The 13164-nt window shown below is 62.5% G+C and carries 10 protein-coding genes and 1 pseudogene; 6 read left to right on the forward strand and 5 right to left on the reverse strand.

All coding sequences use genetic code 11. The annotated features are described in order from the left end of the window. Nucleotides 1–110 precede the first annotated feature (110 nt). From KCG44_RS07865 to hflX, 4 genes and pseudogenes are all read left to right on the forward strand, one after another. The gene (locus tag KCG44_RS07865) at nucleotides 111–2315 is read left to right on the forward strand and encodes a sensor histidine kinase NtrY-like (RefSeq protein ID WP_218445396.1); all 2205 of its coding nucleotides are present in this window, start codon (nucleotides 111–113) and stop codon (nucleotides 2313–2315) included. Nucleotides 2316–2321: 6 nt separating this feature from the next. Then, nucleotides 2322–3713, forward strand: a complete 1392-nt coding sequence (gene ntrX / locus KCG44_RS07870; RefSeq protein WP_218445397.1) for a nitrogen assimilation response regulator NtrX — start codon at nucleotides 2322–2324, stop codon at nucleotides 3711–3713. Nucleotides 3714–3824: 111 nt separating this feature from the next. Further along, nucleotides 3825–4064 (forward strand): annotated as a pseudogene (gene hfq / locus KCG44_RS07875) (RNA chaperone Hfq); the annotation flags it as partial. A 61-nt stretch (nucleotides 4065–4125) separates the two neighbouring features. Then, nucleotides 4126–5361 (forward strand): GTPase HflX, encoded by a 1236-nt coding sequence (gene hflX, locus KCG44_RS07880; protein WP_500797176.1) that lies wholly within the window; start codon nucleotides 4126–4128, stop codon nucleotides 5359–5361. A gap of 11 nt (nucleotides 5362–5372) precedes the next feature. On the opposite strand, the gene mazG is transcribed toward hflX, so the two are convergent. After that, nucleotides 5373–6155: a nucleoside triphosphate pyrophosphohydrolase gene (mazG, locus tag KCG44_RS07885; RefSeq protein ID WP_218445400.1), complete on the reverse strand. Its 783-nt coding sequence runs from the start codon at nucleotides 6153–6155 to the stop codon at nucleotides 5373–5375. A 284-nt stretch (nucleotides 6156–6439) separates the two neighbouring features. On the opposite strand from mazG, the gene KCG44_RS07890 reads away from it, so the two are divergent. Next, nucleotides 6440–6709: a hypothetical protein gene (locus tag KCG44_RS07890; protein WP_218445401.1), complete on the forward strand. Its 270-nt coding sequence runs from the start codon at nucleotides 6440–6442 to the stop codon at nucleotides 6707–6709. A 226-nt stretch (nucleotides 6710–6935) separates the two neighbouring features. Continuing rightward, nucleotides 6936–8873, forward strand: a complete 1938-nt coding sequence (acs, locus tag KCG44_RS07895) for an acetate--CoA ligase (protein WP_255536396.1) — start codon at nucleotides 6936–6938, stop codon at nucleotides 8871–8873. A gap of 19 nt (nucleotides 8874–8892) precedes the next feature. On the opposite strand, the gene KCG44_RS07900 is transcribed toward acs, so the two are convergent. The 4 genes from KCG44_RS07900 to KCG44_RS07915 all read right to left on the reverse strand — a co-directional run bounded on the left by KCG44_RS07900 (nucleotide 8893) and on the right by KCG44_RS07915 (nucleotide 13115). Further along, nucleotides 8893–9402 (reverse strand): tetratricopeptide repeat protein, encoded by a 510-nt coding sequence (locus KCG44_RS07900; protein WP_218445403.1) that lies wholly within the window; start codon nucleotides 9400–9402, stop codon nucleotides 8893–8895. Between the two features lie 26 nt (nucleotides 9403–9428). Then, on the reverse strand, nucleotides 9429–10541 hold the full coding sequence (locus tag KCG44_RS07905) for an RsmB/NOP family class I SAM-dependent RNA methyltransferase (protein ID WP_218445404.1): 1113 nt from the start codon (nucleotides 10539–10541) through the stop codon (nucleotides 9429–9431). 24 nt (nucleotides 10542–10565) lie between these two features. Next, entirely contained in the window at nucleotides 10566–12041 is a 1476-nt protein-coding gene (guaB, locus tag KCG44_RS07910) for an IMP dehydrogenase (RefSeq protein WP_218445406.1), read from the reverse strand. Nucleotides 12042–12107: 66 nt separating this feature from the next. Then, on the reverse strand, nucleotides 12108–13115 hold the full coding sequence (locus KCG44_RS07915; RefSeq protein WP_218445409.1) for a M28 family peptidase: 1008 nt from the start codon (nucleotides 13113–13115) through the stop codon (nucleotides 12108–12110). Nucleotides 13116–13164: the final 49 nt, after the last annotated feature.

Consider the following 13164-nt stretch of genomic DNA (forward strand, 5'->3'; position numbering starts at 1 on the left):
GCGCGTTATGCCGCGCCGTCCTATTCGGATATGCAATGGCCGGTACCCCGCTCTCCCTCACTGACCGCGGCCAGCGGATCCGTCGGCGGCTGAGCCGGCTGAGCGGGCGCGTGGAAATTTACCCGCGTCTCGAACTGCTCATGGGCGTGCTTGCGATTGCAAGCGGTATCATCGGCTATCTCATGCTGACGGGGCAGGTGGAGACGGGCGCGATGGGCCCGCTGCTCCGTACCTTGCTGCTCATCGCCGTCATCCTGCCGCTCATGGGGCTGATCATCCTGATCGCGCGGCGCCTCGCCGTCCTGTGGCTGGAGCGGCGCCGGGGATTGAAGGGCGCGCGGATGCACGTCCGCCTCGTCGGGCTGTTCGCCGGCCTGGCCGCGGTACCGACGATACTGGTCGTGACCTTCGCCTCGCTCTTGTTCCAGTCGGGGACGCAATTCTGGTTTTCCGACCGTGCCCAGACCGTCCTTCGCAATGCGGAGGAGGTGGCCCAGGCCTATGTGGAGGAAAACCGCCAGCGCATTGTCGGCGATATCGTCGCGATGGGCGGCGATCTTGACGGTTATGCGCGCGAATATGGCATAGACGACCAATTGTTTCTGGACGGCGTTCGCTGGCAGCTGGCAGCGCGAAACCTGACGGAAGCCGTGGTTTTCGAAGGAGAGGCGACAGGCGGGTACCAGATCTTGTCATTCGCCGGGGACGACGATGTTCTTGGACAGGCCGCCGTTCTTGAACAGCGGCTGGTCATGGCTGACCTCTCCCGCGCGGCGGCGGGAGAGACCGCCATTCTCGGCGGCCGCGACGACCGGATCGAGGCCATCGTTCGCCTCAATCTTCGCGACGAGATCTACCTATATGCCAGCCGCACGGTCGATCCGGCGGCCGTTCAGGCGGCGGACCGGGCCGCCAGTGCGCGTTCGGAATATTCCGCATTGCTGGCGAATAGCCGCGACCTGCAATGGCGGTTCAACCTGATGCTGGGCGTTGTGGCGCTTTTGGTGCTCGCCGCGGCCATCCTCTCCGCCCTATGGCTTGCGAACCGCATGACATCCCCGATCGCGCGGTTGGCTGCCGCGGCCGAAAGGCTGGGCGAGGGCGATCTGGGCGCGCGCGTGCCGGTGCGGGGAAGCCCTGACGAACTGGGTATTCTTGCCCATAGTTTCAATCGCATGGCATCACAGCTTGAGACACAGACTGATGCCCTGGTCGCTGCCAATAACGCCGCGGAAGAGCGCCGACAGTTCATCGAAGCCGTGCTTGAGGGCGTGACGGCCGGCATTATCTCGGTTGACCAGGGCGGCAGGATCGCTCTTGTGTCCGCAGCGGCTCAGGAGCTTCTGGGACGTCCGGAGGCGGCGTTGATGACCCAGCCTTTGCACGCGGCGATCCCCGAATTTTCGGAGCTTCTGGCCCGCGCGGGCGAAGGCGCGGCTGCGCAGGGACAGGTCCGCCTCGATCATCTCGATCATGTCAAGACATTGCTGGTAAGGGCAGGGGCCGTGCCGGGTGGCCACGGTTTCGTGCTCACTTTCGATGACGTCACGCAGCAGCTGACCGACCAGCGCCGGGCGGCATGGGCGGACGTGGCGCGCCGCATCGCGCATGAAATCAAGAACCCGCTCACGCCCATTCAGCTCTCTGCCGAACGCCTGCAGCGCCGGTTCGGCAAGCAGGTGCAAGAGGGCCGGGAGACCTATGACCAGTTGACGGAGACAATCATACGGCAGGTGGGCGACCTGCGCCGTATGGTCGACGAGTTCTCTTCATTCGCGCGAATGCCAAAGCCCGAATTTCATGAGGAAAACCTCACGGAGCTCGCGCGTCAGGCCGTCTTCATGCAGGAGGTGGCGAACCCCTCGGTGCGGTTCCATATCGATCCGCAAGAAGAAGATACGCGGATGATCTGCGATCGCGGACAGATGAGCCAGATGTTCACCAACCTGTTGAAAAATGCAGCGGAGGCGATCGAAGAGTTTGATGCCGCCGAGGATCCCTTCATTGCCATCGTCTTCAGCGCTGATGACAATCTGCAACGCATCGAAGTCGTCGATAATGGGCGCGGAATGCCCGAAGATTTGCGTGAACGCATAACCGAGCCTTATGTTACGACCAGAACGAAGGGCACCGGCCTTGGCCTCGCCATTGTCAGCAAGATTGTGGAGGAACATTGTGGCACGCTTTCATTTCATAATGCGGACGGCGGCGGTACGTGCGTGCGCATGATGTTTGATCGCGAGCAACTACATGAACGCCTCGAACGAAACGAAGGCGACGACCGGGTCGTCCCGTTCGTCGCAGCGCGGGGCTGATCCGCGATGGCGCTCGATATCCTGGTTATCGATGATGAAAAAGACATCCGCGATCTGGTCGCCGGCGTGCTTGAGGATGAGGGCTATGAGGCCCGCACAGCCGGAAACAGCGACGATGCGATAGCGGCGATCACGGAACGCCGACCTGCGCTCGTTGTCCTCGACGTCTGGCTGCAGGGCTCACGGCTTGATGGCATCGAGCTTCTCGATGAGATCAAGCAGCGCGATCCCATGCTGCCGGTGATTATCATTTCCGGCCACGGCAATATCGAAACCGCGGTCGCCGCCATCAAGCGCGGCGCATATGATTTCATTGAAAAGCCGTTCCAGGCCGATGCGCTGCTGCTGACGATATCGCGCGCCACCGAGACGGAGCGACTGCGGCGCGAGAATGAAGAGCTGCGCAGCCGGGCAGGTGTCGATACCGAACTGACAGGCGACAGCGCCGCGCTCGCCAATGTGCGGGCCACGTTGAAACGCGTGGCACCCACCGGCAGCCGTGTATTGATCGAAGGCCCTCCCGGCTCTGGTAAGGAGGTTGCCGCGCGGCTGCTTCACATCCAGTCGGCGCGCGCGGCCGGCCCGTTCGTGACGGTGTCCTGCGCCCGCCTGCATCCCGACCGGGTGGAGGAAGCACTGTTCGGCGTCGAGGACGGCGCCAATGGCACCCGCGTCGGCCTTTTCGAGCAGGCGCATGGCGGGACGCTGTTTCTGGATGAAGTCGCGGACATGCCGCTGACGACGCAGGGGAAGATCCTGCGTGTGCTGACCGACCAGGTCTTTGTGCGTGTGAACGGGACGCGCCCAGTGCAGGTTGATGTCCGGGTCATTTCATCGACCTCGCGCGATCTGGCGATCGCGATCGCTGAACAGACATTCCGCGAGGATCTTTACTACCGGCTCGCGGTCGTTCCTCTCGCGATGCCGTCTTTGGAGGACAGGCGCGAAGATATCCTGCCGCTTGCCAATCATTTTCTGGCGCGCTTTGCTACGGAACGCGGCCTGCCGACGCCCACATTGTCGGATGACGCTGCCGCGGCGCTGCAAAGTTACGAATGGCCGGGCAACATCCGTCAGCTGCGCAATGTGATCGAGCGTGTGCTTATCCTCGCGCCGCCCGAATCGGTGCGTGAGCTCGATAGCAGCGCGCTACCCCAGGAAATTGTGCAGGGTGCCTCCGACATTGTGTCCGGCGATTCCAGCAAATCGATCATGGGGTCACCGCTTCGGGAGGCACGAGAATCCTTCGAGCGCGAATATCTGCGTGTGCAGATCAAGCGGTTTTCGGGTAATATCAGCCGGACGGCGGCCTTTGTCGGCATGGAGAGATCAGCTTTACATAGAAAACTTAAGGCTTTACAGCTCGGTGACGCTGCGCATGAGGAACGGAAGGACTAGCTGTTCGGGGGCGCCGACATGACCTGCGCCGGATCGCCGCACCTTAACATGCCGCAGTGCCACGTTACGTTGTAAGCAGAAAACAATGTGCAATGAAGGGGCCGGCCCGACATGGCTGACAAAACGAATAATCTTCAGGACGTTTTTTTAAACGCGATCCGGAAATCGAAGAATCCGGTCACGATATTTCTGGTGAACGGTGTGAAACTTCAGGGGAATGTGACCTGGTTCGATAATTTCTGCGTGCTGCTTCGGCGCGAAGGGCAATCGCAGCTGGTTTACAAACACGCCATTTCCACCATCATGCCGTCCGGCCCCGTGCAATTGTTCGAGGCCGAGGAACGAAACGAGGAATAGTATCAGCACAATCACGGAAGAGGTAAGTGGCAGAAATTACGGGGCGCGCGCGCTCGTGATCCTGCCGGAGCTTAGCCGTTCGGGTAATCCCCGTGAGCCTGGGGCGCGGCTGGAAGAGGCGGTCAGCCTGTCGCAGGCAATCGCCCTGAACGTCGTCGATTCCGAGGTCATCCGCGTCCGCGCGCCGCGTCCGGCGACGTTGTTCGGATCCGGACAGGTCGAGATGCTGAGGGCGTCCGCCGCGGCCAGCGATGCGGAACTGATCGTCATCGATGGCGCGCTCAGCCCGCTGCAACAGCGGAATCTCGAACGCGATACCGGCGTCAAGATCATCGACCGTACCGGGCTGATCCTCGAAATCTTCGGTGAACGCGCGGCGACGCATGAAGGCCGGTTGCAGGTGGAGCTCGCGCATCTGGAATATCAGGCAAGTCGCCTGGTCCGGTCCTGGACTCATCTGGAGCGCCAGCGCGGCGGTTTCGGTTTTCTGGGCGGCCCGGGTGAAACGCAGATCGAAACCGATCGCCGCCTGATTCGCGACCGCATGGCAAAGATACGCCGCGCGCTGGAAAGCGTGACGCGCACGCGCACGCTGCACCGCGAACGCCGACAGAGGGCGCCCTATCCGATTGTCGCGCTCGTCGGCTATACGAACGCGGGAAAGTCGACACTTTTCAATCGCCTGACGGGCGCGGATGTGATGGCACGTGATCTTCTGTTCGCGACACTGGATCCCACCATGCGCGCCGTTGAGCTGCCGGGCATCGACAAGGTGATCATGTCGGATACCGTGGGCTTCATCTCCGAGCTGCCGACCCAGCTGGTGGCCGCGTTTCGGGCGACCCTTGAGGAAGTGCTTGAGGCGGACCTGATCGTCCATGTCCGCGATATTTCCCATCCTGACAGTCAGGCGCAGTCGGACGACGTCTATGACGTGCTTGCCGAGCTAGGCATTGAGCGGGACGGGGACGTGCCCATTATCGAGGTGCTCAACAAGCTGGACCTGCTGGACGAGGATCGGCGGGACGGCCTGCGCGCCGATGCGTTTCACATCCCGGTGTCGGCGACCACGGGCGAGGGTGTCGAGGCGTTTCGCGAAAAGGCCGCCGCAATCCTGCTCGAATCATCCAGCGTCTATGATCTTGACGTACCAGTGACCGACGGGCGGGGCCTGGCGTGGCTTGAGGCGCATGGACGCGTCCTTGACCGCCAGCTTGACGGAGAGACGATGCGCATGCGTGTCCGCCTTGCGCCTGTCGACCACGCCCGTTTCGCAGCGATGGCGGCCTAGGCACGTTCGCGCTACGGTCTTCCGTTCCGTTCGGCGGACTTTGCGGCCTGCCAATAGTCTTCAAGTTCCGTGATCGTATGATCCTTCAGCGGTTTTGCGCTATTCTCCTCGACATATTGAAAGCGCGTTTCGAAACGTGAATTTGCCTGTCTTAGGGCGACTTCCGGGTCGATGTTCATATGCCGCAGCAGGTTGACGACCGAAAACAGCAGATCTCCCGCTTCGTGAAGCCGTTCGGCCTCTCCCTCGGCAGCTTCAAGCTCCTGCAACTCTTCGGAAATCTTTGCCTTCGGCCCCTCGCTGTCGGGCCAGTCGAACCCCACCCGCGAGGCTCGTTTCTGCAGTTTCGCCGCACGCATCAGCGCGGGCAGGGCGAGGGCGACACCGCCAAGCGCACCGGCATCGCCGCGCTCCTGCGCCTTCATCATCTCCCACGCCGATGTCTGAGCCTCTGCGGTCCGCACATCCGCGTCACCGAATACATGCGGATGCCGGGCGACCATCTTGTCCGATATCCCCCTGACCACCTCGGTCAGGTCGAACGCGCCCGCTTCTTCGGCCATCTGTGAATGATAGACGACCTGTAGCAGCAGATCGCCAAGTTCTCCGCGAAGTTCGCCCATATCCTCACGCTCTATCGCGTCTGCGACTTCATAGGCCTCCTCGATCGTATAGGGCGCTATGCTTTTGAAATCCTGCTCGATATCCCAGGGACAGCCGGTCTTGGGATCACGAAGTGACGCCATGATGGCGCGCAGGCGCTGGATTTCGCGGGGCAGGCTGCTGTCGGTCATCAATTCAGGTCCGCACATCGGTGGTGATCGGCAATGCTGTCCGATATCGGCGCCGGAAAGTAAACGCCCCGCCCATATCCATGTCCATATCCATGCCGATGATCCACCCGCTTTGAGGGCATCGGTTGCGTTACGCCTGCGGCGGAATGTCGGATGCATAAGGCGGAATGAATGCCGGATTGCGCTCATCGCGGACGCCGTCCTGTTCGTCGCTTCATGGGTGGCTTTTGCTGCCGGTAAGCCGATCTTAGGGACGCTGGGGGCGTAGCAAAGGTATGATTATCATGCGTAATTCCAAGCTCGTAACAGCGATCATCGGTGCCGCTCTTTTTTCCGGCCCCGCATTCGCACAGGACGAAGGTGCACCCGTGGAGCCCGCCGCGGCCATGGAATCGGCCGCGTTGCCTCCGGCAACGATCGACACGGATGGCGACGGTGTAATGGATGCCTGGGACCAGCGCGGCGATGGCCGTGCCGATACCTGGGACACCGATGGCGACGGCAAGCCCGACGCCTATGACAATGACGGTGATGGCAAGCCAGACTCCGTCTAGAACCGTGTTCACACCTGCGGCCGTCGCCAGCGGCGGCCGCAGGTAACGGGGACGGCCGGACCAGATCAGGAAGAGTGGGACAATCCACACTGATGCGACATACAGAAAGAACGATAATAAATATTATGTAAAATAATATCCAGGAAACCGTCGACCCCCAGGATTTTCCTCTGGCCCTTCCCACGCGGCTTGTCGCATAGCTAAGCGGGAAAATGAGGAGATGATCATGGACGATACGACGATTGTTCCGGTTCCGGCCACCGCAAAGGCAGATGCCAGCTGCACCGCCGAACAATATCGGACGGCCTATGCGCGCTCTCTCGATGAAAGCGAGGCGTTCTGGCTGTCACAGGCTGGGCGTATCGACTGGATGAAAAAACCGACGGTCGCCGGAAACTGGAAATTCGCGCCCAAGGTCGACATCAAATGGTTCGAGGACGGCCAGCTAAACGCGTGCTGGAACTGCGTCGACCGCCATGCCATTGCGACGCCCGACCGCATGGCGATCATTTCAGAGCCTGACGATCCCGATGCCGCGGTTCGCCGGATCGACTATCGCACGCTGAAATCCGACGTGGCCCGCTTTGCGAATGTCCTGAAAGAGATGGGCGTTTCGCGCGGCGACCGCGTCACAATCTATATGCCCATGATAGCGGAGGCGGTCTACGCAATGCTCGCATGCGCCCGCATCGGCGCCGTGCATAGCGTTGTTTTCGGAGGATTTTCGCCAGAGGCATTGCGGGGCCGCATCGAGGGCTGCGATAGCCGTTTCGTCATCACTGCCGATGCGGGCCGCCGCGGCGGCAAGTCCATTGCCCTGAAAGCCAATGTCGACGCCGCGCTTGATGGTGGTCCATCCGCTGACGCTGTCCTTGTCGTTCGCGTCACTGGCGAGCCTGTGACCATGACGCCGGGCCGGGACCGCTGGTATCATGAGGCGCTGGAAAGCGTCGACGATGACTGCCCCTGCGCGCCGATGAACGCGGAGGACCCGCTGTTCATTCTCTATACCTCGGGTTCGACGGGAAAGCCGAAGGGCGTCGTCCATACGACGGGCGGCTACATGGTGTGGACGGCGTCGACCTTCGCCCATGCCTTCGATTATCGCGAGGACGATCTGTTCTTCTGCACGGCCGATGTCGGCTGGATCACCGGACATTCCTATGTCGCCTACGGGCCGCTCGCCAATGGCGCGACGCAGCTGATATTCGAGGGCGTTCCCAATCATCCAGACGAAAGCCGCTTCTGGCAGATCGTCGAGAAGCACAAAGTGTCCATCCTTTATACCGCCCCCACCGCCATTCGCGCGCTGATGCGTGAAGGCGATGCGCCGGTAACGAAACATGACCGCTCGTCACTGCGTATCCTGGGCACGGTGGGTGAGCCGATCAATCCGGAGGCCTGGCGCTGGTACCACCGCGTCGTCGGCGACGGACAGGTGCCGGTCGTCGATACATGGTGGCAGACGGAAACCGGCGGTATTATGCTGACCACCCTGCCCGGCGCCCATGACATGAAACCTGGGTGGGCGGGTCTGCCCATGTTCGGCGTAAAGCCGCTGATCGTCGATAATGACGGCAGGCCGCTCGATGGCGAGGCGGAAGGAAATCTATGTATTTCCGAAAGCTGGCCGGGACAGGCGCGTAGCGTTTATGGCGATCATGCGCGCTTTCACCAGACCTATTTCAGTACCTATGAGGGGCTCTATTTCACCGGTGACGGCGCGAAGCGCGACGCGGACGGCTATTACCGCATTACCGGGCGCGTCGACGATGTCATCAATGTCAGTGGGCATCGCATGGGCACTGCCGAAGTCGAAAGCGCGCTCGTGTTGCACGGCGACGTCGCAGAGGCCGCTGTCGTGGGATATCCTCATGATATCAAGGGGCAAGGCATATATTGCTATGTCACACCCAATGCCGGTGTGGCCATGACGTCAGAGCTGGAGGCGGAACTGCGCGCGCATGTTCGCAAGGAGATCGGACCGGTTGCGACGCCGGATCATATTCACCTGACCGCGGCCCTGCCGAAAACGCGCTCTGGCAAGATCATGCGGCGTATCCTGCGGAAAATCGCCGGCGGCGAATCCGACAGCCTTGGCGATACGTCGACACTGGCTGACCCGAATGTCGTCGACGCGCTGATCGCGGGGTGCAAGGCGTGAACCATCGCCCTGCCGTCGCCTAATTCTTCACAGGCAGCGTCTCGGCCTTGGCAACGCTCTCGGCGCTTTCGATAGCAGGCGGACCGGAGGCGATGACGGCGGCAAGCCGTTCCGCCTGTGCGCATTCCCGGGCGCACAGGTCGCGAATGCGCTCCAGATTCTTTTCCGCGCGGGCCACCGCGCCGCGATCGACCAGCGCTTCGCCCTGCTCCTCAAGCGCCGTCAGGTTCGCGGGATCGATCGTCAGGCCTTCGCGGTAGAATTTGACTGCCCTGCCCGGCAGGCCGAGCATGTCATGCGCGCGGGCCATGCCGATATAGGCGCGCACATTTTTGGGATCGACCGCAAGCGCGGTCTCGAACTGGCGGATCGCACCTTCGGCATCGCGCGCGTTGAGCAGGCCCTCACCGGCCTTGGTCAGCGATATGGACTGGGGCGCAATGCGCGGCTCCGCCGTATCGCACCAGGCGACTGTCGACACACCGGCTACGGCAGCGGCGAGCGCGGCGACGAATACCGTTTTGTTCATGAACTTCTCCATCCTTGACCCGGAACCTAACATGCCTTTTCGAAACGTGCGATGAAGAAACCGTCACTGCCGTCCGTTTTGGGCGTGAGGAGTTTACGGCTGACTTCCGAAAACCCACTCGAATCAAACCCATCGGCTTGTGCGCTGCCTTCTTCTGGAAGCAGGCTGCACACGGCGTAGATCAGCGCGCCGCCGGGTTTTACCAGCGCTGCGGCCACATGCATGAGCCGCGCCTGCAGAATCGTTAGCTGCGAAAGACGGTCTGCCGTCAGCCGCCATTTCGCCTCTGGGTTACGCCGCCACGTTCCGGTGCCGGAACAGGGGGCGTCCACCAACACGATATCGGCGCGGCCCCGCCATTGCGCAAGCGCCTCGATCTCCGCCCCCGGATCCAGACGTATCGGCGCAATTATCGAGGCGCCCGCACGTTCCGCTCTGGCCGGTAGCTCGCCAAGCCGCCGCCAGTCGGTGTCACTGGCGAGCAGTACGCCGTCATTCCGCATGTCCGCTGCCAGGGCGAGCGCCTTGCCGCCGCCGCCTGCGCAGAGGTCGACAACGGTCATGCCCGCGCTTGCCGCGCATATGGCGGCGATGCGCTGGCTGCCGCGGTCCTGCACCTCGACCAGCCCCGACAGATATTCGGGGCGGCGGGATATATCGGCGGGGGCACCGGCGAGCGCGTGCGGAAACCCGTCGATCCGGCTGCCCAGATGCAGCAATTGATCCGGCTCCGCCTTCAGCGCGTTCACGCGAAGGTCGATACCGGCCCGCATCAGGAGGTCGGCGTCGGCACGCTCGCCTAGCCGCGCACGCAGCCATTGCGGCGCCAGTCCGCGGGTCGCCGGCGTCTCGCTGGGGTCAACTGGCGCGGGCGCATGGCCGTCGCCTGTGAAAAGCAGCGTATCGGATGGCTGCGCGCCCATGATCGCTGCCCGGCCATTTGCGGGGATTTCATCCAGGCCGCGAATGCAGTCATAGACGATCTCCCGAACGGCACGCCGGTCCTTTGATCCGGCATAACGTCTTGTTTTGAAATATCTTGCGATCAGCACATCGGCGGCCGCACCGCCCTCCCGCGCTGACGTGATGACGTCGTCCAGAATTTCGATGGCCGCGGCGACCCGTGCGCCAGGCGTCATGCGCCGCCTTCCGTTCCGCGCGGACTAGCGGGTCGGATAGTTAGGGGCTTCGCGCGTAATCGCAACATCATGCACATGGCTTTCGCGCAGTCCCGCACCTGTGATCTGGACGAACTGTGCACGGCTCTGAAAATCCTCGATCGTTGCAGAGCCCGTATAGCCCATCGCGGCCTTCACGCCCCCGGCGAGCTGGTGAAGAATATCCTTCGCAGCGCCCTTATAGGGAACCTGGCCCTCGATCCCTTCCGGCACCAGCTTCATATGGTCTTTGATGTCCTGCTGAAAATAGCGGTCGGCGGAACCGCGGGCCATCGCGCCAACGCTTCCCATACCGCGATAACTCTTGTAACTACGTCCTTGATAAAGAAATGTTTCTCCCGGGGCTTCCTCGGTACCCGCCAATAGGGACCCCACCATCGCGGCAGCGGCGCCGCCAGCAATGGCCTTCGCGACGTCGCCCGACGTGCGGATGCCGCCGTCGGCAATGACCGGAACACCGCGCCTGGCCGCCGCTTCCGACGCATCGACGATCGCCGTGAACTGCGGCACGCCAACACCGGCAACGATCCGCGTTGTACAGATCGACCCCGGCCCGATACCCACCTTGATGCAGTCGGCGCCCGCATCGATCAGAGCCAGCGCGGCATCCCCGGTCGCGACATTGCCAGCGATGATCTGAACGTCGTTCGAGAGCTTCTTGATGCGCGAAACGGCCTCCGCCACGCGAACCGAGTGGCCATGCGCGGTATCGACCACGATGACATCGCATTCGGCATCGATCAGCGCCTCTGTCCGTTCAAAGCCGGCATCGCCCACCGTCGTCGCCGCCGCCACGCGCAGACGGCCCGCGCTATCTTTCGTCGCGGCCGGGTAGTTCACGGCCTTTTCAATGTCTTTCACGGTGATCAGGCCAAGCAGTCTGAAGTCGTCGTCGACCACCAGCAACTTCTCGATCCGGCGTTTGTGCAGCAGGCGGCGCGCGTCTTCGTGACTGACGCCGGGATGCACCGTGGCAAGGTCATCCCTGGTCATCAGTTCACTGATCGGCTGATCGTGATTTTCGGCGAAGCGCACGTCGCGATTGGTCAGAATACCGATAAGGCGTCCAGGCAGGCCGCCCGAGGGCGCTTCGGTAACGGGAATGCCGCCGATCCTGTACCGGGCCATGGTTTCCAGCGCTTCACCCAGCGTCTGGCCGGGCAGCATGGTCACGGGATTGACCACCATGCCGCTTTCGAAACGCTTCACCGCCCGCACGGCGGCGGCCTGCTCCTCGACCGTCAGATTGCGGTGCAGCACGCCAAGGCCGCCCATCTGCGCCATGACGATGGCCATGTCCGATTCCGTGACCGTGTCCATGGCGGCCGACAGGATCGGCATGTTCAGGGCAATGTCACGGGTCAGCTGCGTCGTCAGCGACACTTCGGACGGCATAAGGCCGGATTCCATCGGCACCAGCAGCACGTCATCGAAAGTAAGACCGTCGCGAATCTGAACCACTGATGCTGCTCCTGGGCAAAGGGAATCGGGGGAGCGCCGCCTTATACGATCAGGACGGCGATGCCGCTAGGGGCGCTGATAGGGCGAATGCGGCCGCCATTCGGGGGCCTGTGCCGCATCGGCGATCATCCGGCCAAATCGGTGGACAAGTCCGGCGTCCGCCTGCGCGCCCGACCAGTCTATGACGGCCCCGGCTTCGTCTCCGGCCCGGTGATAACGGTGTCGCATATATTGGGTGGCATTGATGCCGCCGTCCGCCGGATCGAACAGTCCGGAAAGCATCACCGCCGGAATGCCCGCCTCAGCGAACGGAAAATGATCCGACCGGTCGTAGAAATCCCGCGATTCGCGCGATCTGACCAGCCTGCGCCCGTCCGCGGCGGCCGCCTGTGCGGCCAGCGGGTCCAATGTCGTCAGTCCCTCGCCAAGAAGCGCGACATGATGGCGGTATCCCCGGCCCGCCAGCGTGTCCATGCCGATGACGGCGCGGATATTCGCTAGCGGCACCGGTGGATCGGCGATGAAGGCCCGCGCGCCGCGCAATCCCTGCTCCTCCGCCGCGCTTGCCAGGAAAATAAGGGAACGTTTCGCCGGGTGTCTGGCGAATAGCCGTGCAAGTTCGATCAGGACGGCGACGCCGCTCGCATTGTCGACGGCGCTGTTGCAGATGTCATCGATCGGCGCGGCGTCGAGGCAGAGCGTGCCGCCGCGCCCCTGCCCGTCATGGTGCGCGATGTAGAGGACATATTCGCCGGGAACGTCGGTGCCTGGGACCATCGCCATGACGTTCCGCGACACGCGTTCTTTTCCGGTGGCCACCATCTGCTCCGATATGCCGCCCGGCAGCGCAACAGCCCCTGCCTGTTCGAAAGCGCCCGCAATATAGTCGGTCGCCACCCTGTCTCCCGGCGATCCAGCCAACCGGCCTTCCAGCGCGTCGTCGGCAAGAAACGCGACATGGGCGGCAAGCACGCCGCGGTCGATGATATAGGGCGCAGGGGCGATGGTATCGCCGACGCAGCCCGCCAATATCAAAAGAAAAAGCGGCGCGCGCCAGGCCGCTCCTGTGCTCAACGGCGCGCCGCCCTGTTCGTGCAAACCAGGTTCACTTTTGAGGAATGAA

Origin of the sequence: Pacificimonas pallii, from assembly GCF_019204005.1 — a bacterium.
Lineage (GTDB): Bacteria > Pseudomonadota > Alphaproteobacteria > Sphingomonadales > Sphingomonadaceae > Pacificimonas > Pacificimonas pallii.

Excerpts from the sequence above, each read along its gene's own strand:
- ntrX (WP_218445397.1), top strand. The coding sequence starts at position 2,322 with ATGGCGCTCGATATCCTGGTTATCGATGATGAAAAAGACATCCGCGAT.
- mazG (WP_218445400.1), bottom strand. The coding sequence starts at position 6,155 with ATGACCGACAGCAGCCTGCCCCGCGAAATCCAGCGCCTGCGCGCCATC.
- KCG44_RS07890 (WP_218445401.1), top strand. The coding sequence starts at position 6,440 with ATGCGTAATTCCAAGCTCGTAACAGCGATCATCGGTGCCGCTCTTTTT.
- acs (WP_255536396.1), top strand. The coding sequence starts at position 6,936 with ATGGACGATACGACGATTGTTCCGGTTCCGGCCACCGCAAAGGCAGAT.
- KCG44_RS07900 (WP_218445403.1), bottom strand. The coding sequence starts at position 9,402 with ATGAACAAAACGGTATTCGTCGCCGCGCTCGCCGCTGCCGTAGCCGGT.
- KCG44_RS07905 (WP_218445404.1), bottom strand. The coding sequence starts at position 10,541 with ATGACGCCTGGCGCACGGGTCGCCGCGGCCATCGAAATTCTGGACGAC.